The organism is Microbacterium sp. (assembly GCF_036823965.1).
Taxonomy (GTDB): Bacteria; Actinomycetota; Actinomycetes; order Actinomycetales; family Microbacteriaceae; genus Microbacterium.
Genome location: NZ_DAITBE010000001.1, coordinates 411114 through 432624 on the forward strand (window position 1 = coordinate 411114; position 21511 = coordinate 432624).

26 protein-coding genes are annotated in these 21511 nt (G+C 67.7%); 22 read left to right on the forward strand and 4 right to left on the reverse strand.

What is annotated here, in order from left to right; all coding sequences use genetic code 11:
* Positions 1 to 39 precede the first annotated feature (39 nt).
* The 4 genes from V7Z82_RS01905 (at position 40) to V7Z82_RS01920 (ending at position 2974) form a co-directional block, all read left to right on the forward strand.
* The gene (locus tag V7Z82_RS01905; RefSeq protein WP_334147420.1) at positions 40 to 1068 is read left to right on the forward strand and encodes an aldo/keto reductase; all 1029 of its coding nucleotides are present in this window, start codon (positions 40 to 42) and stop codon (positions 1066 to 1068) included.
* A 69-nt stretch (positions 1069 to 1137) separates the two neighbouring features.
* Positions 1138 to 1740: a histidine phosphatase family protein gene (locus tag V7Z82_RS01910; protein WP_334147422.1), complete on the forward strand. Its 603-nt coding sequence runs from the start codon at positions 1138 to 1140 to the stop codon at positions 1738 to 1740.
* A 59-nt stretch (positions 1741 to 1799) separates the two neighbouring features.
* Positions 1800 to 2540: a 4-hydroxy-tetrahydrodipicolinate reductase gene (gene dapB, locus V7Z82_RS01915; RefSeq protein ID WP_334147424.1), complete on the forward strand. Its 741-nt coding sequence runs from the start codon at positions 1800 to 1802 to the stop codon at positions 2538 to 2540.
* Entirely contained in the window at positions 2537 to 2974 is a 438-nt protein-coding gene (locus V7Z82_RS01920; RefSeq protein WP_334147426.1) for a hypothetical protein, read from the forward strand. The genes dapB and V7Z82_RS01920 overlap by 4 nt, the downstream gene beginning before the upstream one ends.
* A gap of 43 nt (positions 2975 to 3017) precedes the next feature.
* Here the strand turns inward: V7Z82_RS01920 and V7Z82_RS01925 are convergent, their stop codons facing one another.
* The 3 genes from V7Z82_RS01925 to V7Z82_RS01935 all read right to left on the reverse strand — a co-directional run bounded on the left by V7Z82_RS01925 (position 3018) and on the right by V7Z82_RS01935 (position 4542).
* Complete coding sequence (locus tag V7Z82_RS01925; RefSeq protein ID WP_334147428.1) at positions 3018 to 3443, reverse strand: OsmC family peroxiredoxin; 426 nt, start codon at positions 3441 to 3443, stop codon at positions 3018 to 3020.
* Between the two features lie 84 nt (positions 3444 to 3527).
* Positions 3528 to 4106 (reverse strand): DUF4395 domain-containing protein, encoded by a 579-nt coding sequence (locus V7Z82_RS01930; RefSeq protein WP_334147430.1) that lies wholly within the window; start codon positions 4104 to 4106, stop codon positions 3528 to 3530.
* A 22-nt stretch (positions 4107 to 4128) separates the two neighbouring features.
* Complete coding sequence (locus tag V7Z82_RS01935; RefSeq protein ID WP_334147432.1) at positions 4129 to 4542, reverse strand: thioredoxin family protein; 414 nt, start codon at positions 4540 to 4542, stop codon at positions 4129 to 4131.
* 117 nt (positions 4543 to 4659) lie between these two features.
* On the opposite strand from V7Z82_RS01935, the gene V7Z82_RS01940 reads away from it, so the two are divergent.
* The 3 genes from V7Z82_RS01940 to V7Z82_RS01950 are packed head-to-tail and all read left to right on the forward strand — an operon-like array spanning position 4660 to position 6724.
* Positions 4660 to 5469 (forward strand): thymidylate synthase, encoded by an 810-nt coding sequence (locus V7Z82_RS01940; RefSeq protein WP_334147434.1) that lies wholly within the window; start codon positions 4660 to 4662, stop codon positions 5467 to 5469.
* Complete coding sequence (locus tag V7Z82_RS01945; RefSeq protein WP_334147436.1) at positions 5466 to 5963, forward strand: dihydrofolate reductase; 498 nt, start codon at positions 5466 to 5468, stop codon at positions 5961 to 5963. Before V7Z82_RS01940 ends, V7Z82_RS01945 begins: the two co-directional genes overlap by 4 nt.
* Positions 5963 to 6724: an SDR family NAD(P)-dependent oxidoreductase gene (locus tag V7Z82_RS01950; protein ID WP_334147438.1), complete on the forward strand. Its 762-nt coding sequence runs from the start codon at positions 5963 to 5965 to the stop codon at positions 6722 to 6724. The genes V7Z82_RS01945 and V7Z82_RS01950 overlap by 1 nt, the downstream gene beginning before the upstream one ends.
* 23 nt (positions 6725 to 6747) lie before the next feature.
* Here the strand turns inward: V7Z82_RS01950 and V7Z82_RS01955 are convergent, their stop codons facing one another.
* On the reverse strand, positions 6748 to 7296 hold the full coding sequence (locus V7Z82_RS01955; RefSeq protein WP_334147440.1) for an NUDIX hydrolase: 549 nt from the start codon (positions 7294 to 7296) through the stop codon (positions 6748 to 6750).
* 45 nt (positions 7297 to 7341) lie between these two features.
* Here V7Z82_RS01955 and V7Z82_RS01960 point away from each other — a divergent pair, with 45 nt between their 5' ends.
* From V7Z82_RS01960 to V7Z82_RS02030, 15 genes are all read left to right on the forward strand, one after another.
* Positions 7342 to 7776: an EF-Tu/IF-2/RF-3 family GTPase gene (locus tag V7Z82_RS01960; RefSeq protein ID WP_334147442.1), complete on the forward strand. Its 435-nt coding sequence runs from the start codon at positions 7342 to 7344 to the stop codon at positions 7774 to 7776.
* A 28-nt stretch (positions 7777 to 7804) separates the two neighbouring features.
* Positions 7805 to 8782: a 4-hydroxy-tetrahydrodipicolinate synthase gene (dapA, locus tag V7Z82_RS01965; RefSeq protein WP_334147444.1), complete on the forward strand. Its 978-nt coding sequence runs from the start codon at positions 7805 to 7807 to the stop codon at positions 8780 to 8782.
* A gap of 54 nt (positions 8783 to 8836) precedes the next feature.
* Positions 8837 to 10513: a ribonuclease J gene (locus V7Z82_RS01970; RefSeq protein WP_334147446.1), complete on the forward strand. Its 1677-nt coding sequence runs from the start codon at positions 8837 to 8839 to the stop codon at positions 10511 to 10513.
* Positions 10514 to 10589: 76 nt separating this feature from the next.
* A complete protein-coding gene (locus tag V7Z82_RS01975) occupies positions 10590 to 11084 on the forward strand; it encodes a GNAT family N-acetyltransferase (protein WP_334147448.1) in 495 nt (164 codons plus the stop codon).
* Positions 11085 to 11158: 74 nt separating this feature from the next.
* Positions 11159 to 13906 (forward strand): DNA translocase FtsK, encoded by a 2748-nt coding sequence (locus tag V7Z82_RS01980; RefSeq protein ID WP_334147450.1) that lies wholly within the window; start codon positions 11159 to 11161, stop codon positions 13904 to 13906.
* Positions 13906 to 14481 (forward strand): CDP-diacylglycerol--glycerol-3-phosphate 3-phosphatidyltransferase, encoded by a 576-nt coding sequence (gene pgsA / locus V7Z82_RS01985; protein ID WP_334147452.1) that lies wholly within the window; start codon positions 13906 to 13908, stop codon positions 14479 to 14481. Before V7Z82_RS01980 ends, pgsA begins: the two co-directional genes overlap by 1 nt.
* Positions 14478 to 14969: a CinA family protein gene (locus V7Z82_RS01990; protein ID WP_334147454.1), complete on the forward strand. Its 492-nt coding sequence runs from the start codon at positions 14478 to 14480 to the stop codon at positions 14967 to 14969. The genes pgsA and V7Z82_RS01990 overlap by 4 nt, the downstream gene beginning before the upstream one ends.
* A 137-nt stretch (positions 14970 to 15106) precedes the next feature.
* The gene (locus tag V7Z82_RS01995) at positions 15107 to 15415 is read left to right on the forward strand and encodes a helix-turn-helix domain-containing protein (protein WP_045280478.1); all 309 of its coding nucleotides are present in this window, start codon (positions 15107 to 15109) and stop codon (positions 15413 to 15415) included.
* Positions 15416 to 15434: 19 nt separating this feature from the next.
* Positions 15435 to 15659: a DUF3046 domain-containing protein gene (locus tag V7Z82_RS02000; protein ID WP_334147457.1), complete on the forward strand. Its 225-nt coding sequence runs from the start codon at positions 15435 to 15437 to the stop codon at positions 15657 to 15659.
* Between the two features lie 273 nt (positions 15660 to 15932).
* Positions 15933 to 16985, forward strand: coding sequence for a recombinase RecA (gene recA, locus V7Z82_RS02005; RefSeq protein WP_334147459.1), 1053 nt, complete (start codon positions 15933 to 15935; stop codon positions 16983 to 16985).
* Positions 16986 to 17119: 134 nt separating this feature from the next.
* Positions 17120 to 17836 (forward strand): regulatory protein RecX, encoded by a 717-nt coding sequence (locus tag V7Z82_RS02010; protein ID WP_334147461.1) that lies wholly within the window; start codon positions 17120 to 17122, stop codon positions 17834 to 17836.
* A 115-nt stretch (positions 17837 to 17951) separates the two neighbouring features.
* The gene (miaB, locus tag V7Z82_RS02015; RefSeq protein WP_334147463.1) at positions 17952 to 19499 is read left to right on the forward strand and encodes a tRNA (N6-isopentenyl adenosine(37)-C2)-methylthiotransferase MiaB; all 1548 of its coding nucleotides are present in this window, start codon (positions 17952 to 17954) and stop codon (positions 19497 to 19499) included.
* 5 nt (positions 19500 to 19504) lie between these two features.
* A complete protein-coding gene (miaA, locus tag V7Z82_RS02020) occupies positions 19505 to 20434 on the forward strand; it encodes a tRNA (adenosine(37)-N6)-dimethylallyltransferase MiaA (protein WP_334148321.1) in 930 nt (309 codons plus the stop codon).
* Positions 20435 to 20470: 36 nt separating this feature from the next.
* Positions 20471 to 21001, forward strand: coding sequence for a dihydrofolate reductase family protein (locus V7Z82_RS02025; protein WP_334147465.1), 531 nt, complete (start codon positions 20471 to 20473; stop codon positions 20999 to 21001).
* Positions 21002 to 21048: 47 nt separating this feature from the next.
* A complete protein-coding gene (locus V7Z82_RS02030) occupies positions 21049 to 21495 on the forward strand; it encodes a GNAT family acetyltransferase (RefSeq protein ID WP_334147467.1) in 447 nt (148 codons plus the stop codon).
* The last annotated feature ends 16 nt before the right edge of the window (positions 21496 to 21511 follow it).

Consider the following 21511-nt stretch of genomic DNA (forward strand, 5'->3'; position numbering starts at 1 on the left):
CGCAGATCGGGTCGCACCGATCGACGCGGGGGTGAGAGTATGCGGTTGTTCGGCGTAGGCGCAGGAGCGCCGCAGGACGGCGCCCAGACGGAGGCAGCCGAGCATCCCTCCGCGCCCATCCCCATCGTCGGTCCGGGGATAGGAGAATCCATCCGCGTCCCGCTCGGCGAGACCGGACTCGAGACCTTCCCGCTCATGCTGGGAGCTGCGGAGTTCGGCTGGAACGTCGATCTCGAGACCAGCCACGGCATCCTCGACCGCTACGTCGAGTTCGGCGGCAACGCCGTGCACACGGCTGACGGCTTCTCCGGCGGACGCAGTGAGCACATCATCGGCCAGTGGCTGCGCTCGCGCGGTCTCCGCGACCGCTCGCTGCTGAGCGTCCGCATCGGCTCTCACGCCGACAATCCGGGGCTCGGCTCGGTGAACCTGGTCCGTGCGGTGGAGGGCTCGCTCACACGACTCGGCGTGGAGCGCATCGACGTGCTCCACCTCGACGCGACGCTCGACCGCACCACCAACCTCGAGGACACGCTCGCGACTGTGGAATGGCTGACGGATGCCGGCAAGATCGGCGCGCTCGGCGCCTTCGGCTTCGCACCGGAACGCCTCGTGGAAGCACGTATCCTCGCCTCGGCAGGCTACCCGCGCATCCACGTGATCGACGCCCCGTACAACCTGCTCCGTCGTCAGCCCTTCGAGGGCGACCTTCGGCTCGTCGCCGGCGCGCAGAACCTCGCGGTCACGCCGTCGCATGCACTCGAACACGGCTTCCTCTCCGGTCGTCATCGCCGCAAGGCGCTGACGTCGCAGGGTGTGCGAGGCGAGCAGCTGCGCGGTCATCTGAACCGTCGTGGCATCAAGATCCTGCGCGCCCTCGACCAGGTCGCCGAAGAGCTGTCGGTCCCGGTCGCCGCCGTCTCGATCGCGTGGCTGCTCGCGCAGCGCACGATCGCGGCACCCATCGTGAACACGTTCGCGACCGACCACGTGGACGAGCTGATGCAGGGCGCCGGCGTGCTGCTGTCGCGTGCGCAGCTCGCCGAGCTGACCCGTGCGGGCAACTGACCGACGTCGCACCCGTGGCATAGGGTGGAAGAGAAGTCCGGCGGATGCTGGCGATGAAGCGAGCAGGTTGTGACGCACTATATCTATCTGGTCAGACACGGTGAACATCAGGATGCAGAGCACGGTCTTGCCGACGGTCCGCTCTCTCCTCGGGGGCAGCGGCAGGCTGAACTGATCGCCGATCGTCTCTCCGGACTCCCGCTCGACGCAGTCTGGCATTCTCCGCTGCTGCGAGCCAACGAGACCGCCCGTGCGATCGCCGGTCGTCTTCCATCCGTCGACCCTGAGCCGAGCGCGCTGCTGTTCGACTGCATCCCGACGGGGATGACGGAAGACACACCAGCAGCGTTCGAACCGTTCTTCGGCTCGGTGACGGAGGCGGAGATCGAGGCCGGCGGCGCGCAGATGTACGACGCAGTGAACGAGTTCCTGGTGCGCAAGAACGGCGACGTGCACGAAGTGCTCATCACCCACAACTTCGTGATCGCCTGGTTCGTGCGCGAGGTGCTCGGCGCTCCCGAGTGGCGATGGATGACCCTCAACCAGGCGCATTGCGGTCTGACGATCATCGCGCAGAAACAGGGGCGCCCGTGGACGCTCCTGACGCACAACGACACCGGACACCTGCCCGTCGAGCTGCGGACCGGTATCCCAGACGTGATGCCGGTCTGATCGAGCGGGCACCGCGCGCCCCGGGCGGGCGCACCTGCCCGGCTCAATAGACTGGACGCATGACAACGCAGGTCGCACTCGTCGGCGGAACTGGGAAGCTCGGCTCGATCATCCACGCGGTGATCGACGAGCTCGAGGGGTTCGAGGTGAGCCGCGTGCTGACCTCGAGCAGTGATCTCTCCGAGCTCGCCGGTGCGGACCTGGTGGTGGACGCGTCCACGCCGCAGGTGAGCATCGACGTGGTGCGCACGGCGGTCGAGCACGGGATGAACGTGCTCGTCGCGACCTCCGGCTGGTCCGCAGAGCGGATCGCTCTCGTGCGGCCGCTGGTCGACGCGGCCGGCACCGGCGTCGTCTTCATCCCGAACTTCTCGCTCGGCTCGGTCCTCGGCTCGGCGCTGGCCGCCGCGGCCGCACCATTCTTCGGGTCAGCGGAGATCATCGAAGCCCACCGCGAGACCAAGATCGACTCGCCGAGTGGCACCGCCGTGCGCACCGCCGAGCTGCTCGCTGCCGCCCGGGCAGAACAGGGCCCCGTCAGCGCTCCGCACGCCGATCAGCGTGCGCGCGGTCAGCAGGTCGGAAGCGTGCCGATCCACTCGCTGCGTCGTCCCGGCGTCGTCGCCAAGCAGGAGGTCATCCTGTCCGGGCCCGGCGAGTCGCTCACCTTCACGCACGACACGATCGACCCTGCACTGGCCTACGCGCCGGGCATCCGTCTCGCCGTCCCGTTCGCCGCACAGGCGAGCGGTGTCGTCGTGGGGCTCGAGAACATGATCGACATCGGCATCGGTTCATGATCCCTCGGATCGGCGTCGGCATCATGGCGCTCTGTCTCGCGCTGTACATCGTCGTCGTCGGTCAGCGTGCCGTCCTGATGCTCACCACCGGTGAACCGATCGCGATCGCGATCGGTGTGGCGCTGCTGGTGATGCCGTTGATCGGCGCCTGGGCCCTCATCAGGGAGATGCAGTTCGGTTTCGCGGCCGACCGACTCGGCAAGACGCTGGATGCCGAGGGCGGCATGCCGGCGGTCGAGACCGAGCTGACGCCGAGCGGCCGTCTCGCCCGCGAGGACGCTGACCCGATGGTCGCCCGTTACGCCGCGGAGGCGGAAGCCGCTCCGGAGGACTGGCGGGCCCGGTTCCGGCTCGGCGTCGTCCAGGATGCGGCCGGACGTCGAAAGGACGCCAGGGCGAGCATCCGCGAGGCGATCCGCCTCTCCCGCTCCTGACGTCTCGACGACGCGGCCGTGTGGCCGCTCAGGCCGACACGGTTCAGGCGAGCGTTGCCTCGAGCGTGATCTCGATGCCGGCGAGCGCCTGCGAGACGGGGCAGCCGGTCTTGGCCTCGTTCGCGATCTCTTGGAAGGCCTCGGGGGAGAGCCCGGGAACGACGGCGTTGACGTTCAGGTGGCTGCCGCTGATCCCGACGCCCGGCTTGAAGGTCACGGATGCGCTGGTGTTCACGCGCTCCGGCGGGGTGCCGTTCTCGCTCAGCGCGTGCGAGAGGGCCATGCTGAAGCACGACGCGTGCGCCGCCGCGATGAGCTCCTCAGGCGTTGTCGTGGTGTCGCTGCCCTCGCTGCGCGCCTTCCAGTTGATGGGGAAGGTGCCGAGGTTCGACGACGAGAACGCGACGGTACCCGAGCCCTCCGCGAGGGATCCGGTCCAGGTGGTGGTGGCTTCGCTGGTGACGGGCATGATTCCTCCGGTTCTCGCGCGCGCTCGGTGTGCGGTGCGCGTTCCGGCCAGCCTAGCGACCGCACCCGTGGACGGATACCGTCCTCAGGCCGTCGAGGCGGCGCGACCGAGGATTCCGGCCCGCTGCAGGACGAGGTAGATCTGGCAGCCGAGGCAGAACGCGAACGCGGCGTTCAGGAACGCGGCGATGAATGCCGCTGCGGTCGCGATCGGCAGTGCCCACGGCACGCCGGCCAGGTGAAGGATGAGCCCGATCGTCACGACGAACAGTCCGACGCCCTGGGCGAAGCGGGGAGGACGAGGGTCCTCGAGCTCGGTCGGCGGTGCGAGACGCGGACGGATGACGCTGCGGAACAGGACACCCCACGGCGCCGTCCGCGGCGAGACGACGCTCCAGAGGAAGAGGAGCGCGATCACGACGGTCAGGAGGAAGCCCGGATCGAGCGCGCGCTGGTCGATCGTCGCGGCACTGATCGCCGAGCCGCTGCCTGGGACGAAGGTGGAGTCTGCGAGCGGTTGGTACGCGAACCAGCCGAAGGATGCGGCGCCGGACCGCGTCGATATCCCGATGAGTGCCAGGAAGGTCGCGACGAACAGCAGCACCGTCGTGATGGTCGCCGCGAACCGCGGCCCGCGCGGGTCGATGCCTGCTGGAGTGCTCATGGTGTGCTCCTGTCTGCACGCCTCAGACGGCGGCGAGGGCCTCGGTCAGGGCATCCCGCTGCGGGACGCCGTGGAATCGAGCGCGGACCGCGCCGGTGCGGTCGACGACGAACGTGGTCGGCGTCTGCAGCACGCGATACCGCGTCGAGAGATCCGGTCGATGCGTGAGGTCCACTTCGACGTGCTGCACGCCGTCGTGGTGCTCCGTGTAGCCGTGCAGCATCCGCCGCACCTGCGGGCACCGCGTGCACATCTCGGTGCTGAACTGCACGAGGGTCGCGCGGCTGCCGAGGCTGCCTGCCTCGACGTCCTGCGGATCGAACCGAAGCGCGCCGGCATCCCGCCGTCGCCCGTCGCGTCGCCGCAGCACCACGCCGATCGCCGCGGCGAGCACGAGGAGTGCTGTCGCGATCGCCAGGGCGAGCAGAGGAGACATGCGTCGAGAGTACGCGCCGCAGCAGCGCGGAGGGCCGATGTTTCACCGCATGACGAGGTGCACCGCACCGCCGCGCCGAGCGCCCGTTCGTCTGCGGGGGAAGGTATCGTGGCTGTCATGAGCGCAGCCGTCCAGACGCCGTACGAAGACCTCCTCCGCGACGTGCTGGAGACCGGCACGCACAAGTCCGATCGCACTGGAACCGGCACCACGAGCGTGTTCGGCCGACAGATCCGCTTCGATCTCGCGCAGGGGTTCCCGCTCATCACGACGAAGCGCGTGCATTTCAAGTCGATCGCCTACGAGCTGCTCTGGTTCCTGCGTGGCGACTCGAACGTGCGCTGGCTGCAGGAGAACGGCGTGACGATCTGGGACGAGTGGGCGGACGCATCCGGAGACCTCGGTCCGGTCTACGGTGTGCAGTGGCGCTCCTGGCCGACACCTGACGGCGAGAGCATCGACCAGCTGTCCGACGTGATCGAACAGATCCGGCAGACCCCCGACTCCAGACGTCTGATCGTCTCGGCCTGGAACCCGGCGGACATCCCCGACATGGCGCTCGCGCCGTGCCACGCGCTGTTCCAGTTCTACGTCGCCGACGGCAAGCTCTCCTGCCAGCTCTACCAGCGCAGCGCAGACCTCTTCCTCGGCGTCCCCTTCAACATCGCCTCCTATGCGCTGCTGACCCTCATGGTCGCGCAGCAGGTGGGGCTCGAGCCCGGCGACTTCGTCTGGACCGGTGGCGACTGCCACATCTACGACAACCACGTCGACCAGGTGCGCGAGCAGCTCACACGCGACGCGTACCCGGCTCCGACGCTGCGCTTCGCGCGCACGCCGGAGTCGATCCTGGACTACCGCTTCGATGACTTCGTGATCGAGGACTACCAGCACCACCCGGCGATCCGCGCGGTGGTGGCGGTATGAGCACGGCCCCGGACGGAACCATGTTGGTCGGTCTCATCTGGGCCGAGGCGAATGGCGGCGTCATCGGTGCCGAGGGCGGGATGCCCTGGCATGTCCCCGAGGACCTCGCCCACTTCAAGGAGGTCACGCTGGGCTCACCCGTCGTGATGGGCCGGAAGACCTGGGATTCGCTGCCCGAACGGTTTCGACCGCTCGCCGGCCGCGAGAACATCGTGATCACGCGCCAGCAGGACTGGTCCGCAGGTGGCGCGCGCCGCGCTGCGACCGTCGAAGAGGCAGTCCGCGGACTCGACCGGGTCTGGATCATCGGCGGTGCTGAGATCTTCCGCCAGGTGATCGGCGACGCCGACCGCCTCGAGGTCACGGAGCTCGACCTCGAGGTCGACGGTGACGCCTACGCGCCGTCGAAGGCGGGCTGGCGTCTGATCGATGAGGGGGAGTGGCAGACCTCGCGTTCGGGTGTGCGCTACCGCTTCCTCGGATACGAGCGCTGATGCCCACCGCACTGATCACCGGAGCGAGCGCCGGCCTCGGCGCCGAATTCGCACGCCAGCTCGCACGGCGTCGGGCCGACCTGATCCTCGTCGCGCGGTCGGCGGATGCACTCGAAGCACTGGCCGCCGAGCTGCGCGGCGCGCACGGCGTCGCCGTCGAGGTCGTCACGGCTGATCTCGCGGAGGAGGCCGGCGTCGAACTCGTCGCTGCCCGTCTCAGGGACGCCGCCGACCCGATCGATCTGCTGATCAACAACGCGGGGTTCGGACTGCCGTTGCAGTTCGCCGACAACGACATCGACGACGAGGTCCGCCATCTGCGTGTGCACGTCGAGGCCTCGATGCGGCTGATGCACGCTGCGCTGCAGACCATGCGAGGTCGCGGCGGGCGGATCATCAACGTCGCCTCGGTCGCGGGGTTCATCTCCCGATCCACGTACTCCGCCTGCAAGGCCTGGCTGATCGGCTTCAGTCGCTGGGCCAATGCCGAGTACGCCCGCGACAACGTCAGCGTCACAGCGCTCTGCCCCGGGTTCACGCACACCAGCTTCCACGAGCGCATGGGTCTCGCGGTCGGCCACGAGGGCGTTCCGACGCTGATGTGGCTGAACGCCGCAGACGTCGTCCGCGCAGGTCTCCGCGACGCCGCGCTGGGCAAGTCCGTGTCGGTGCCGTCGCTCCGCTACAAGGCGCTCGTCGCGCTCACCACGGTGCTTCCGAGCTCGCTCACCGCCGGAGTGGCGCGCCGCGGTCGCGTCTGACCGAGGAGAGCGGGAGCGCGAGCTCAGCGGAAGCGCCCGAGCCGGATCCCCGCATGGGCGATCGCTGCGATCGTCTCACCGTCGGTGATCTCGCCGTCCGCGATCATCCTGAGCACCTCGGCGAACGGCACCCACGCCACCGCCTGGATCCCCTCCTCGGCCTGCGATTCGGCGGCATCGTCGTTCGATGACCCTCGTCGCAGTCCACGCGCGAGGAAGACATGCTCCGTCGCATCCGCGATCCCGTTCAGCGCATGCATGGTGCCGATGTCGGTCCAGTCGGACGCCTCGAAGCCGGTCTCTTCCAGGAGTTCGCGCTGCGCGGCAACGAGCGGCTCCTCGCCGTCGCTGCCGCCGGCTGGAACCTCGAGCGAGACGCCGGTGGTGTAGCGGTCGAGCGTCACGAGGCACACGCGATCGTCGGCGTCCATCGCCACCACGAAGACCGCAGGATGCCGCATCGTCACGACACCGTAGATCCCGTCGCCTCCCGGTCCGGTCACCTGATCCTCGCGGACGTGGATCCAGGCGTTGGCGTACTTCGTCTCGGACCCGTGCGTCACCCAGCTCATGGGTCGAGCCTAGACACCGCGCGCCGGATCCCTAGGATCGACCGCATGGGCTGGTTCGGGAGGAAGCGCGATCCGCAGGACGCGAACGAGGTGCTTCGCAGGTACAACGAGGCCGAAACCGCACGACTGGCCGGCGTCGTGCAGGGCCGCAGCTCGGCTTCGGCGCCCGGCACGGTCGAGCCACCCACCATCGTCACCGTGCCGACGTCCGCTGTGGCATTCGAGGTGGAGGACGTGTTCACGATCACCGGGCGCGGACAGGTCGCGACGGGACACGTCACCGGTGGTGCCCTCCGCGTCGGCGACCGCATCATGGTCGTGCGCGCAGGGTCGCCGATCGCCGAGACGGAGATCACCGGAATCGAGATGTTCCGCACGCGCGCGACCGAGGTGACGGTCGGCGCCATGGCGGGCCTGCTGCTGCGCGACACGGTCGACGTCATCCGAGGCGACGCCATCCGTGCTGCTGCGTCCGCGTGAGCGGCATCCGAGGCGATACGCTGGGTGCATGACGCACTCGGGCAACCCATTCGGACAGGTTCTCGTCGCGCTCGTCACTCCGATGACGGCCGACGGTGAAGTCGATTGGCCCGCCGTCGAGAAGCACATCGATGACGTGATCACCGCTGGCGCGGACGGCATCGTCGTGACGGGAACGACCGGCGAGACCTCAACCCTGACCGACCCCGAGAAGCTCAAGCTGGTCGAGGTCGGCAAGTCCGTCGCAGCAGGCCGGGCCAAGATCATCACGGGTGGTGGCTCGAACGAGACCGCCCACGCGATCGAGCTCTACAAGGCCAGTGAGAAGGCCGGCGCCGACGGCATCATGATCGTCACCCCGTACTACAACAAGCCGACGCAGGCCGGCATCCTCACGCACTTCCGTCTCGTCGCCGATGCGACCGACCTGCCGGTGATCCTGTACGACATCCCCGGCCGTACTGGCGTGCCGATCAAGTACGAGACGATCCTGCGCCTCGCCAAGCACCCGAACATCCTCGCCGTGAAGGACGCCAAGGGCGACTTCTCCGAGGTGAGCCGCGTGCTCAACCAGACCGATCTGATGTATTTCTCCGGTGATGACGCGAATGCGCTGCCGCACCTCGCGATCGGTGCGACCGGCCTCATCGGGGTCACCGCGAACGTCGCCGCTGCGCCCTACCGCACGATGATCGACGCCGTGAACGCCGGCGATCTGGCGACGGCGACCGCTGAGCACAAGCGGCTCGAGCCGCTGGTGCGCGCGGTGATGACGCATGTGCCGGGAACGGTCGCAGCGAAGTACATCCTCCACGGCCTCGGCCGTATCTCGAGCCCCCGCGTGCGCCTGCCGCTCGTCGGTCCCGAAGAGTGGGAAGCCGCGCTCATCGAGGACGAGCTCGACCTCGTCGCCGGTGTCGCCGGTGCCGATTTCTCGAACTTCCGCCCCGACCGAAACGCGGCCGCGGGTGGCGCCCTGCCGAAGGTGCACGGTACGACGCGCTGAGCGCGCGTCCCAAAGAACGAACGGACGCGCACAGTGTCCGACTGAGGAGACACCATGTCCATCCCCATTGCAGATCCCGCCGCGCTCGAAGACGGGACGCTGCGCGTCACACCGCTCGGCGGTCTCGGCGAGATCGGTCGCAACATGACCATCTTCGAGTACGACGGCAAGATCCTGATCGTCGACTGCGGCGTGCTGTTCCCCGAGGAGCACCAGCCCGGTGTCGACCTGATCCTTCCGGACTTCGAGCCCCTCCGCGGCCGGCTCGACGACATCGTCGGTGTCGTGCTGACGCACGGTCACGAGGATCACATCGGTGCCGTGCCGTATCTGCTCCGTCTCAAGAGCGACATCCCGCTGATCGGGTCCGGTCTCACCCTGGCTCTGGTCGAGGCGAAGCTCAAGGAGCACCGGATCAAGGCGTTCACGCTGACGGTGAAGGAGGGCCAGGAGGAGCGGGTCGGGCCGTTCGACCTCGAGTTCGTCGCGGTCAACCACTCGATCCCCGACGCTCTCGCCGTCGCGATCCGCACGCCCGCAGGCATGGTGCTCGCGACCGGTGACTTCAAGATGGACCAGCTGCCGCTCGACGGTCGGATCACCGACCTGCGTGCCTTCGCGCGTCTCGGCGAGGAAGGCGTGGACCTGTTCCTGGTCGACTCGACCAATGCCGACGTGCCGGGCTTCACGCCGACCGAGCGCTCGATCGGGCCTGTGCTCGATCAGGTCATCGCGAAGGCGCCACGACGAGTGATCGTCGCGAGCTTCTCGAGCCACGTGCACCGTGTGCAGCAGGTCATCGACGCCGCGTCCGCGAACGGACGACGGGTGGCGTTCCTGGGGCGCAGCATGGTCCGCAACATGACCATCGCCGAGCAGCTCGGCTACCTGAAGGTCCCGGACGGCGTGCTGATCGACTACAAGAAGGCGCGCGATCTGCCCGACGACCAGATCGTCTACATGTCCACCGGTTCGCAGGGCGAGCCGATGGCCGTGCTGAGCCGCATGGCCAATATGGACCACGCGATCGAGGTGAGCGAGGGCGACACCGTCATCCTGGCGTCCAGCCTCATCCCCGGCAACGAGAACGCGGTCTACCGCGTGATCGACGGGCTCACCAAGCTCGGCGCGAACGTCGTGCACAAGGCGAACGCGAAGGTGCACGTGTCGGGGCACGCCGCCGCCGGCGAGCTCATCTACTGCTACAACATCCTGAAGCCGAAGAACGTGCTCCCGGTGCACGGCGAGTACCGGCACCTCATCGCCAACGCGAAGCTGGCGCAGGACACCGGTGTTCCGGCCGAGCGCACGATCATCGCCTCGAACGGCACCGTGATCGACCTCAAGGACGGCGATGCGCGCGTGGTCGGGCAGCTCGATCTCGGGTTCGTGTATGTCGACGGCTCCACGGTCGGCGAGATCACTGACGCCGACCTCAAGGACCGCCGCATTCTCGCGGAGGAGGGCTTCATCTCCGTGATCGTGGTGGTGGATGCCGCGACCGGGCGCATCATCTCCGGACCGGAGATCCACGCACGGGGTGTGGCGGAGGACGACTCGGTCTTCGACGATGTCACTCCGAAGATCGTCGCAGCGCTCAAGGAGGCTGCGGGCAACGGCGTCCGCGACACGCACTCGCTCTCGCAGGTCGTCCGCCGGACGATCGGTCGCTGGGTCAACCAGCGCCTGCGTCGTCGTCCGATGATCGTGCCGCTCGTCATCGAGGCCTGATCGTTCCGCGCCGGTCGGTCGGCCTTTCACGGCTGACCGACATCGGGGTGTAACACCGCGGGCCTATGCTCGCGTCATGTTGACGGGATTCTCGACACGGCCGGCCGCGCAGTCCGACGCCGTCTTCCTCGGCGACATGCTGGTCGAGGCCGCCAACTGGAGGGCCGGGGGAGCGCGTCCGCGGCATGAGGTGCTGACCTCGCCTGACCACCGTCGGTACATCGCGGGGTGGAAGCGCTCGGCGGATGACGGGCTGGTCGCGATCGACAGCGACGGCATCCCGATCGGTGCGGCGTGGTATCGGATGCTGCCGCAGAACGAACCGGGATTCGGATTCGTCGCCGTCGCGGTGCCTGAGCTCATCGTGGGCGTCCATCCGCTGTGGCGGGCGCGGGGCGTCGGACGGATGCTCGTGCGCGGCGTCGTGCAGCTGGCCGGCGCGCAGGGCCATGCCCGCATCGCGCTGAGCGTCGAGCGCGACAACTTCGCGCGCAATCTCTACCGGTCCGAGGGGTTCACTGTGTCGGCACAGGGTCTGCTGCGCGACACGATGGTGCGCAGCACCACGTGAACTCCGCGGTTCCGGATCGCCGGAAAGCCGCGTCATTGCGGGGGAATGTCGGCGCCTGAGCGTAACGTGAGAGCATGGCCAGGAGCACCACGAAATCCGCGCGCGCGTCTGAGAGCGCACCGGCTCGCCCCAAGCGGCAGGCCGCTCCGAAGGCTCAGCCCGCGCCCAAGAAGTACATCGACGAGATCGACAAGCCACCGGTGGTCGTCCGCGCCTGGAACGGGCTGGCGCACGGCGTCGGCGGACTCTTCCGTGCGTTCGGCCCGGAGACGCTGGAGAAGGACGACCGTCGCGACGGCTTCCCGTTCCTGCTCGTGCTGCTCGCGATCGCCGGCGCGGTCAACGAATGGTTCTTCATCGGCAACGAGGTCGCGGCGAACATCAGCGCATACTCGGTCGGGCTGCTGGTCGGTCGTATCGCGTTCGTCATGCCGGTGCTGCTGCTCCTGCTCGCCGGCTGGCTGTTCCGGCATCCGTCGTCCGTGCACGACAACGGTCGCATCGGCATCGGCTTCGGCCTGTTCGTCCTCACGCTCGCGGGGTTCTGCCACGTCGCGGCGGGCAAGGTCAGCAGCTCCGGCGCCATGGTTCGCGCGCAGCCCAAAGACGGCATGCCTGCACTCAGCGAGGCCGGCGGACTGTTCGGCTGGATGCTCGGTGAGCCGCTCGCCTTCCTCACGCCGATCGTGGCGTACATCGTCCTCTCGCTGCTCGCGGTTCTCGCGGTGCTGATCCTGACCAAGACACCGCCGAACCGGATCGGTGCGCGCCTCGGCGACCTCTACGCCTGGATGTTCGACGCGGAGCGCACGGAGAAGCCGGCGAAGGATGCTGCCGCGAAGGGCTCGGCGGCGGTCGACGAGTCCGACAAGGTCGACGACCCTGATGTGCTTCCCTGGTGGCGGCGCAACAAGACCGGCCGCGAGGAGGACCCCGACGAGGGGACCCTCGGTTCGGACGACATCACCGCACTGCTCTCGACGCAGGAGCCCACTCCCGCCTACGACCAGGCGGTGATCGTGGCCAATGCGCATGAGGCCGCGACGGAGATCCTGTCCGAGGTCCGCTCGGTCACCGAGTCGCTGGCTGGTCAGCAGACGACCGCGCTGCTCGACGACGAGTCCGACACCGGCGAGGTGCCGGAGCTCCCGGGTCTCGACGGATTCGGCACCGAGGGGCCTGGGGATCGTGGACCGCAGGCGCCGGTCGCACCGTACATCCTCCCGTCTCCCGGTCTGCTGGTCGAAGGGCCGGCCCCGGTCGAGCGCTCCGAGGCGACCGACAAGGTGATAGAGCAGATCACGAGCGTGCTGTCGCAGTTCAAGGTCGACGCGAAGGTCACCGGCTTCTCGCGCGGTCCGACGGTCACGCAGTACGAGGTCGAGGTCGGCCACGGTGTCAAGGTCGAGAAGATCCTGCAGCTGAGCAACAACTTCGCCTACGCCGTCGCATCGAACGACGTCCGCATCCTCTCGCCGATTCCCGGCAAGAGCGCGATCGGCATCGAGATCCCCAACGCCGACAAGGAGATGGTGGCGCTCGGCGACGTGCTGCGTTCCCAGGCCGCGCAGAAGAGCACGCACCCCATGACGATCGGCGTGGGCAAGGACGTCGGCGGCAACATCGTGATCGCGAACCTCGCGAAGATGCCCCACCTGCTGGTCGCCGGTTCCACCGGTTCCGGTAAGTCCAGCTTCGTGAACTCCATGATCACGAGCCTGCTCATGCGCGCTCGGCCTGCCGATGTGCGGATGGTCCTGATCGACCCGAAGCGCGTCGAGCTCACGAGCTATGCGGGCGTGCCGCACCTGATCACCCCCATCATCACGAACCCGAAGAAGGCCGCAGAGGCACTCCAGTGGGTCGTGAAGGAGATGGACATGCGGTACGACGACCTGGCGTCGTTCGGCTTCCGCCACATCGATGACTTCAACCGTGCGGTCCGCGCGGGAGAGATCGATCTTCCCGTCGGCAGTGAGCGCGTGCTCAAGCCGTACCCGTACCTGCTTGTCGTGGTCGACGAGCTCGCCGACCTCATGATGGTGGCACCGCGCGACGTCGAGGACTCGATCGTGCGCATCACGCAGCTCGCCCGAGCCTCCGGCATCCACCTGGTGCTCGCGACGCAGCGACCCAGCGTCGATGTCGTCACCGGTCTGATCAAGGCGAACGTCCCGTCCCGTCTCGCTTTCGCCGTGACCAGCGTCACCGACAGCCGGGTCATCCTCGACAGTCCGGGCGCCGACAAGCTGATCGGTCAGGGTGACGCCCTGTTCTCGCCGATGGGGTCGTCGAAGCCGTTCCGCCTGCAGGGTGCCTGGGTGGATGAGAAGGAGATCGACGCGGTCGTCAAGCACGTCACGCGTCAGGCCAGGCCCGAGTACCGCTCTGACGTCCAGGAGGCCATGGAGCCGGCCAAGAAGAAGGAGGTCGACGAGGACATCGGAGACGACCTCGAGCTGCTGCTCGCGGCCGCAGAGCTCATCGTCTCCTCGCAGTTCGGCTCGACGTCGATGCTGCAGCGCAAGCTGCGTGTCGGCTTCGCCAAGGCAGGACGTCTGATGGATCTGCTCGAATCGCGCGAGATCGTCGGCCCATCCGAAGGTTCCAAGGCCCGCGACGTGCTCGCGACCGCTGAGCAGCTGCCGCAGGTCATGGCGAAGCTCCGCGGTGAAGACGCTCCGCCTGCACCGGGTGCTGCGCCGGCGGCTCCCGCCGCCCCGGTCGCATCGGCTGATCCGATCGAGGCGCAGTTCGAGGGACTGCCGGTGGTCGAGGCCGAGGGCGATGACGACGCCTGGGGCCTGACGGGACGCGACTGATGGCCATTCCCCGGCAGCTGCCGAACGCGATCACGATCGCCCGCATCCCGCTGGCAGTCGTGTTCTTCGTGCTCCTCCTCATCGGGGGGATGTACGGCATTCCGGAGCCCGGCGTCCGTTGGGCTGCCGGCATCCTGTTCATCATCGCGATCTCGACGGACTGGGTCGACGGCTATCTCGCCCGCCGCTACGACATCGTCAGCGACTTCGGCAAGCTGTGGGACCCGATCGCCGACAAGCTCCTCACCGGATCGGGCTTCATCGGCCTGGCGATCCTCGGCGAGGTGCCATGGTGGATCGTCATCATCATCCTGGTGCGTGAGTGGGGGATCACGGTCCATCGCCTCGTCGTCGCGAAGGAGCATGTCGTCGCCGCAGCCTGGATGGGCAAGATCAAGACGGCCTTCCAGGGCGTGGCGCTCGGGTGGGCGCTGCTGCCGCTCCACGAGCTCATCGGGCTGCCGGTCTGGACCGCGATCACGGCGGTGCTGATGGTCATCGTCCTGATTCTCACGGTCGCCAGCGGAATCGACTACATCCTCGCGCAGGTTCGCGGATCCAGACAGAAGTCATGACCTCATCGCAGGCCGCCGCCGCCCTGGACGCATTGCATCTGCGGGGGTGGACGCTGGGCGTCGCCGAGTCGCTCACCGGTGGCGCTGTCAGTGCCGAACTGGTGTCGGTGCCTGGGGCATCCGCCGTGCTCTTGGGCGGAGTCGTGGCGTACGCCACGTCGGTGAAGGAGTCGCTCCTCGGCGTCGAAGCCGACCTGCTCGCCCGCACCGGTCCCGTGCACCCCGACGTCGCCCTGCAGATGGCTGACGGCGTCCGCAGAGTGGTGGCGGTCGACGGCCGTCCCGCCGACGTCGGCATCTCGACCACCGGGATCGCCGGACCGGACTCGCCGGACGGTCAGCCCGTCGGGACCGTGCACGTCGGCATCGTCACGCCGGACGTGTCGGTCGCGGTCGAGCTGCATCTCGACGGCGACCGCGCCGAGATCCGTGCGGCGTCGGTCGAGGCGGTCCTCTCCGCGCTGCTCGAAGTGCTCGGGAATAGCTGAGCGCCCGGTGCCGTTATCCGTGATGTGTTCACATTCAAACCACAGAGTGAAACGGTAGATTCTGTGTATGCCAGGAGGACTAGACTGGCGATCTCGCTGGGGGATATCCCGGCAACGGTAACTGGGAGGAGGTTCCGATGATTCTTGTACGACAGGAAATCGGCGATGTGCTGAGGGACTTCCGCCTGCAGAAGGGGCGCACCCTCCGGCAGGTCGCAAGCAAGGCGTCTGTCGCTCTCGGTTACCTCAGTGAGGTCGAGCGCGGTCAGAAGGAAGCATCGAGCGAGATCCTCGCTTCGGTCGCTGACGCTCTCGATGTCCCCATCTCGACGATCATGCGTGAGGTCGGCGATCGCATCTCCGTCCTCGAGGGCATCCAGGTCTTCCCGGACGTCGTACCCGACGACCTCGTCGCCTCGGTCGAGCCCGAGCTCTCGCTCCGCTGAACGCACCTCGAACTCTCGAATGCGTCGAAGCGAGTTCCTCCGAGCCGTCGAAGCGGAGTTCGACGGTCGTGCTCCTGCTCTGGTGAACGATCTCGTGCTCTCGCCGCTCGCGGGGCGCACAGCAGCCGAGGCGCTGGCCGACGGCACGCCGCCGCGCCAGATCTGGTTCGCGTTGTGCGATGAGATGGATGTCCCGGAAGCGCGCCGTCACGGCGCGGGCCGGCTCGAGCCGCGCAAGCGCTGATAGCCGTCGACGCGACGTTCGAAACATCCAAATGACGACACGCCGTTGACGGCGTGTCGTCGAATATCTGTTCGAAGCGGGCGTAGTCTTCTGCACAAGTGGTTCGGAGAACATGTTCTCCACCGTTTGAGGGACCGCACGACGCGATGTCGGTGGCCCCTCCTACGGTGAAGACATGGCCGAGGAGCCATACGCCTTGCCGGAGAGTTGCTCCCAATCGGGAGTGCCGCGGCAGCCTACAGGCGGCATCACGCGAGCAGAAGGAGCACCACCATGCCATCACCCGCCGACCGCGAGAAGTCCCTCGAGACAGCACTCGCCCAGATCGATCGTCAGTTCGGCAAGGGCTCCGTCATGCGTCTGGGCAGCGATGAGCGCGCTCCTGTCGCCGTGATCCCCACCGGTTCCATCGCGCTCGACGTCGCACTCGGCGTCGGAGGCCTGCCGCGAGGCCGCATCGTCGAGATCTACGGGCCGGAGTCCTCCGGTAAGACGACGCTCACGCTGCACGCGATCGCCAACGCCCAGCGCGCAGGCGGCATCGCCGCCTTCATCGATGCGGAGCACGCGCTCGACCCCGACTACGCGGCGAAGCTCGGCGTCGACATCGATGCACTCCTCGTCTCGCAGCCCGACACGGGTGAGCAGGCGCTCGAGATCGCCGACATGCTCGTGCGCTCCGGTGCTATCGACCTCATCGTGATCGACTCCGTGGCCGCGCTCGTGCCGCGCGCCGAGATCGAGGGTGAGATGGGTGACTCCCACGTCGGTCTGCAGGCTCGACTGATGTCGCAGGCACTGCGAAAGCTCACCGGTGGGCTCAACCAGACCAACACCACGATGATCTTCATCAACCAGCTGCGCGAGAAGATCGGTGTGTTCTTCGGTTCTCCCGAGACCACAGCGGGCGGTAAGGCGCTGAAGTTCTACGCCTCCGTGCGACTCGACATCCGCCGTATCGAGACCCTGAAGGACGGAACCGACGCTGTGGGTAACCGCACGCGCGTCAAGGTCGTCAAGAACAAGATGGCCCCGCCGTTCAAGCAGGCGGAGTTCGACATCCTGTACGGCATCGGCATCTCGCGTGAAGGCAGCCTGATCGACTTCGGCGTCGAACACGCGATCGTGAAGAAGTCGGGGTCCTGGTACACGTACGACGGCGACCAGCTGGGCCAGGGCAAGGAGAACGCCCGCAACTTCCTGCTGAACAATGCGGATGTCGCACTCGCGATCGAGACGCAGATCAAGCAGAAGCTCGGCATCGGTCCGCAGGCGACTGCTGTTCCGGTGGCGGCTGACGAGCTCGCTGAGCGTCGCCCGGCCTGATCATGACTGGCACGAGCGGGGGCGGGTCGAACTCGTCCGACGAGCGACTCGCCCCCGTCATTCCCTTGTTCGGCGGCGCCCGGAAGGGACCGGAGCGTCCCGAGTCGGCCGCAGCGGTTGAAGCGTCTGCGGCTGTGCCTCCGATCGTCGATGCGCCCAAGACGGTGTCTCGGATCGCTGCCGCGTCAGAGACACTGCCACACATCGCGGATGCTGAGCTCAGCGGTACGCCGAGCGAACGGCACCCCGCACGTGGGGGAGCAGGGGCTCCGGCTCCGAAGCTTCGTGCGCTTGCTCCGGACGACGACAGGTCGGACCATGAGAACGACGTTCCCGATCCGGAGAAGGTGCGCGAGCTCGGTTCCGAGAGCCTGGTCCGCAAACTCCGCACCCGGTCGCTCTCGATCTCCGAAGCACGGCAGGTGCTGCGAGGGCACCACCTCGATGCGACGCAGATCGACGATGTGATCGACGACTTCTGTCGCCGCGGCTACCTCGACGATGCGATGCTGGCCAATCAGCTCGTCGAGTCGGGCACCCAGCGCAAGGGGCAGGGGCGTGTGGCTTTGTCGCGTGCCCTCGCGCAGCGCGGCATTCCGCGCGACGTGGTCGACGCGGCGCTCGACGAGCTCCCCGACGATGACGCCGAGCGCGCACTCGATTTCGCGAGGACCAAGGCCCGTTCGCTCAGCCGCCTCGATGGCGACACCGCGCTCCGGCGACTCATGGGGCAGCTGGCACGACGGGGCTACGGCGGGGCCATCGCGATGACGGCTGCGAAGACCGCGCTGGCCGAGGCGACGTTCGGCGGCGGTCGGCCGACGGGTGTGCGGTTCGTCGACTCCGACTGATCTGGGTCGTCGTGGTCTGATCCACCTCGCAATCCGAAGCAGGTCGGCGCCTGACGCAGGTCGCAGTGCGAGCTCCGAGATCGGCCGGGGAAAGCGCTCGTAGAATGGGACGATCATGACTATCCCTCGCAGCGAACCGACGATCATCACGGCGTCGTCCGCGTCCGTCGACGTCGACGGACGACACAGGTCCTATGAAGTGCGCACCTTCGGGTGCCAGATGAACGTGCACGACTCCGAGCGGCTCTCCGGCTCGCTCGAGAGTGCGGGCTATGTCCGTGCGACCGCCGGCGACGAAGCCGATGTCGTCATCATCAACACGTGCGCTGTCCGAGACAACGCGTCCGACAAGCTCTACGGCACACTCGGACAGCTCGCCGGCGTGAAGCGGCGCAAGGACGGCATGCAGATCGCCGTCGGCGGCTGCCTCGCACAGATGGACAAGCAGGCGGTGCTCGACAAGGCGCCATGGGTCGATGTCGTGTTCGGCACTCACAACATGGGCTCGCTGCCCGGTCTCCTGGAGCGCGCGCGCCACAACGGCGAGGCGGAGCTCGAGATCCTCGAGTCGCTCGAGGTGTTCCCCTCGACCCTGCCGACCAAGCGCGACGCCGCGCACAGCGGCTGGGTCTCGATCTCGGTCGGCTGCAACAACACCTGCACCTTCTGCATCGTCCCCAGCCTGCGTGGCAAGGAGAAGGACCGTCGCCCAGGCGACATCCTGAACGAGATCCGGCTGCTGGTCGAAGACGGCGCGATCGAGGTCACGTTGCTCGGACAGAACGTGAACTCCTACGGTGTCGAGTTCGGCGACCGTCAGGCATTCGGCAAGCTGCTCCGCGCAGCCGGCGAGATCGACGGCCTCGAGCGTGTGCGCTTCACGAGCCCGCACCCGGCCGCATTCACTGACGACGTGATCGATGCGATGGCCGAGACGCCGAACGTGATGCCGCAGCTGCACATGCCGTTGCAGTCCGGCAGCGACCGCATCCTCAAGGCGATGCGTCGGTCGTACCGCAGCGAGCGGTTCCTCGGCATCCTCGATCGTGTGCGCGAGCGCATGCCGAACGCCGCCATCACCACCGACATCATCGTCGGCTTCCCCGGCGAGACCGACGAGGACTTCGAAGACACGATGCGCGTCGTCGAGCAGGCGCGGTTCTCGAGCGCATTCACGTTCCAGTACTCGATCCGTGAGGGCACACCCGCGGCGACCATGGCGGATCAGATCCCCAAAGCGGTCGTGCAGGAGCGCTACAACCGCCTGATCGCACTGCAGGAGCGCATCTCGCTCGAAGAGAGCCAGAAGCAGATCGGCCGCGAGGTCGAGGTGCTCGTCTCCACCGGCGAGGGCAAGAAGGATGCAGAGACGCACCGCCTGACGGGTCGCGCCGAGGACAATCGTCTGGTGCACTTCGAGGTCACTCCCGGATCGGACCTGCCGCGTCCAGGCGATGTCGTGACCGTCACGATCACCCACGCGGCGCCGTTCCACCTGCTCGCCGACGACCCGAGCGGCAGCCCGCTGCGTATCCGTCGGACTCGCGGCGGCGATGCCTGGGATCGCGCGCAGTCCGAGTCGTGCGCTGTGCCCGCTCCTGCGGCTGACGGAGCGAAGCGGGCCGTCTCGCTCGGTCTCCCGACGCTGCGCGTCGGTGTGTGAACGACATCTCCGAATCAGGGGCGCGCGCGGTGCCGCGGCTGTGGGTGATCGTCGGGGCGACCGGCACGGGGAAGAGCGACCTCGCGCTCGATCTGGCTGCGGCACTTCGGGCCCGGGGAAACCCTGCTGAGATCGTCAACGCTGATGCGATGCAGCTCTACCGCGGCATGGACATCGGAACCGCGAAGCTGCCGCTGGACGAACGTCGCGGCATACCGCACCACCTGTTCGACGTCAGGGAGGTCACAGAGGAGGCCGCCGTCGCCTGGTACCAGCCACTCGCGCGAGCTGCGGTGGCCGGCATCCATGCGAGCGGCGGCGACGCGATCCTGGTCGGCGGTTCCGGGCTCTACGTGTCGAGCGTCATCTACGACTTCCAGTTCCCGCCGCGCGACCAGGCGCTGCGTGCCCGGCTCGAAGCAGAACTCGCGGCGGACGGCATCGACGTCCTGCTCGCCAGACTGCGCGGCCTCGATCCCGCGACGGCGGCGCGCGTCGACCCGCAGAACAGTCGGAGGGTGATCCGCGCCCTCGAGGTCTTGGAACAGGGGAGCGGCACACATGGCGCGGCGCTCCCTGAAGAACCGACGCTCTGGCATCCGCAGACCCGACTGATCGGTGTGCACGTCGACCGTGCCGCGTTGGTCGAGCGGCTGGATGCCCGCGTCGAGCGGATGTGGCGAGACGGCCTCGTCCACGAGGTCGACGGCCTGCGCGGCCAGGGGCTCGATGACGGCGTGACGGCGCGGAAGGCGATCGGTTACGCGCAGGCACTCGGGCAGATCGAGGGCAGGCTCAGTGAGGCGGAGGCGATCGCAGAGACGCAGGCCCTCACGCGGCGCTACGCCCGCAGACAGGTCTCCTGGTTCAAGCGCTATCAGGACCTCACCTGGCACCAGCCGCCGGTCGACGCCCGCACCCTGCTCGCGGACTGACTCCACGATGTCGGTGGTCGGTGCCATGCTCGCTGCATGACCACGCACTACTACACGGCATCGAGCCTCGACGGATTCATCGCGACGACCGACCACTCGCTGGCCTGGCTGCTGAAGCAGGACATCGACCAGGACGGTCCGATGTCCTACGGCGGTTTCGAAGCCGGTATCGGCGCGCTGGCGATGGGAGCCTCGACTTACGAATGGGTGCTGCGGAACGAGACCGGGAACCCGTGGCCGTACTCGCAGCCGATCTGGGTCTTCACCCACCGTGAGCTGCCTGTTCCCGAGGGGGCAGACGTCCGGTTCGTCCAGGGCGACGTGACGTCCGTGCACGTCGAGATGGCGACGGCAGCGGGCGGGAAAGACATCTGGATCGTCGGCGGGGGAGATCTGGTCGGGCAGTTCGCGGATGCCGGCCTGCTCGATGAGATCTGGGTGCAGTACGCCCCGGTGACGCTCGGCGCCGGTCAGCCGCTGCTCCCGCGTCCCCTCGACCTCGAGCTGCTCGACGTCGCCCGGAACCGCAACTTCCTCTGCGGGCGCTATCGGGTGAACAAGGACTGAGCTGCACGCTCCTAGACTCGAAGGCTGGAGCAGGAGAGGAACCGGTCATGGAGTGGAGCATTCGGGCGTTCGATGATGCCGATACCGAGGCAGTCGTGGCGCTCTGGGAAGAAGCCGGGTTGACGCGTCCGTGGAACGACCCCCGCCTCGACATCCAGCGGAAGCAGGCCGTGCAGCCGGAGTCGTTCCTCGTCGCCGTCGCCCCAGCGTCCGATGGAGCCGACGCCGAGACCGTGGTCGGATCGGTGATGGCCGGCTACGACGGTCATCGTGGGTGGCTGTACTATCTGGCCACCGCGAATTCGCATCGGGGTCGCGGCGTCGCACGGAGCCTGGTCGAAGCCGCAGAGCGCCTGCTCGCCGAGATGGGCTGCCCCAAGGTGCAGCTCATGGTCCGGGAGGGCAACGAAGCGGTCCTGGGGTTCTACGATGCGCTCGGCTACGAGCGGTTCTCGGTGTCGCAGACCGGCAAGCGTCTCGTCGTCGATGCCTGATCCCGTTCCCTAGACT

What these genes read in the sequence shown, in the direction of transcription:
- V7Z82_RS01925 (WP_334147428.1), bottom strand. Translation starts at nt 3,443, where the DNA reads ATGCCCGTCACCAGCGAAGCCACCACCACCTGGACCGGATCCCTCGCG.
- V7Z82_RS01930 (WP_334147430.1), bottom strand. Translation starts at nt 4,106, where the DNA reads ATGAGCACTCCAGCAGGCATCGACCCGCGCGGGCCGCGGTTCGCGGCG.
- V7Z82_RS01945 (WP_334147436.1), top strand. Translation starts at nt 5,466, where the DNA reads ATGAGCACGGCCCCGGACGGAACCATGTTGGTCGGTCTCATCTGGGCC.
- V7Z82_RS02025 (WP_334147465.1), top strand. Translation starts at nt 20,471, where the DNA reads ATGACCACGCACTACTACACGGCATCGAGCCTCGACGGATTCATCGCG.
- V7Z82_RS01970 (WP_334147446.1), top strand. Translation starts at nt 8,837, where the DNA reads ATGTCCATCCCCATTGCAGATCCCGCCGCGCTCGAAGACGGGACGCTG.
- V7Z82_RS01905 (WP_334147420.1), top strand. Translation starts at nt 40, where the DNA reads ATGCGGTTGTTCGGCGTAGGCGCAGGAGCGCCGCAGGACGGCGCCCAG.
- pgsA (WP_334147452.1), top strand. Translation starts at nt 13,906, where the DNA reads ATGGCCATTCCCCGGCAGCTGCCGAACGCGATCACGATCGCCCGCATC.
- V7Z82_RS01995 (WP_045280478.1), top strand. Translation starts at nt 15,107, where the DNA reads ATGATTCTTGTACGACAGGAAATCGGCGATGTGCTGAGGGACTTCCGC.
- V7Z82_RS01955 (WP_334147440.1), bottom strand. Translation starts at nt 7,296, where the DNA reads ATGAGCTGGGTGACGCACGGGTCCGAGACGAAGTACGCCAACGCCTGG.
- dapB (WP_334147424.1), top strand. Translation starts at nt 1,800, where the DNA reads ATGACAACGCAGGTCGCACTCGTCGGCGGAACTGGGAAGCTCGGCTCG.
- V7Z82_RS01950 (WP_334147438.1), top strand. Translation starts at nt 5,963, where the DNA reads ATGCCCACCGCACTGATCACCGGAGCGAGCGCCGGCCTCGGCGCCGAA.
- V7Z82_RS02000 (WP_334147457.1), top strand. Translation starts at nt 15,435, where the DNA reads ATGCGTCGAAGCGAGTTCCTCCGAGCCGTCGAAGCGGAGTTCGACGGT.
- V7Z82_RS01935 (WP_334147432.1), bottom strand. Translation starts at nt 4,542, where the DNA reads ATGTCTCCTCTGCTCGCCCTGGCGATCGCGACAGCACTCCTCGTGCTC.
- V7Z82_RS01990 (WP_334147454.1), top strand. Translation starts at nt 14,478, where the DNA reads ATGACCTCATCGCAGGCCGCCGCCGCCCTGGACGCATTGCATCTGCGG.
- V7Z82_RS01980 (WP_334147450.1), top strand. Translation starts at nt 11,159, where the DNA reads ATGGCCAGGAGCACCACGAAATCCGCGCGCGCGTCTGAGAGCGCACCG.
- V7Z82_RS01975 (WP_334147448.1), top strand. Translation starts at nt 10,590, where the DNA reads ATGTTGACGGGATTCTCGACACGGCCGGCCGCGCAGTCCGACGCCGTC.
- V7Z82_RS01940 (WP_334147434.1), top strand. Translation starts at nt 4,660, where the DNA reads ATGAGCGCAGCCGTCCAGACGCCGTACGAAGACCTCCTCCGCGACGTG.
- recA (WP_334147459.1), top strand. Translation starts at nt 15,933, where the DNA reads ATGCCATCACCCGCCGACCGCGAGAAGTCCCTCGAGACAGCACTCGCC.
- V7Z82_RS02030 (WP_334147467.1), top strand. Translation starts at nt 21,049, where the DNA reads ATGGAGTGGAGCATTCGGGCGTTCGATGATGCCGATACCGAGGCAGTC.
- dapA (WP_334147444.1), top strand. Translation starts at nt 7,805, where the DNA reads ATGACGCACTCGGGCAACCCATTCGGACAGGTTCTCGTCGCGCTCGTC.
- V7Z82_RS01920 (WP_334147426.1), top strand. Translation starts at nt 2,537, where the DNA reads ATGATCCCTCGGATCGGCGTCGGCATCATGGCGCTCTGTCTCGCGCTG.
- V7Z82_RS01960 (WP_334147442.1), top strand. Translation starts at nt 7,342, where the DNA reads ATGGGCTGGTTCGGGAGGAAGCGCGATCCGCAGGACGCGAACGAGGTG.
- miaB (WP_334147463.1), top strand. Translation starts at nt 17,952, where the DNA reads ATGACTATCCCTCGCAGCGAACCGACGATCATCACGGCGTCGTCCGCG.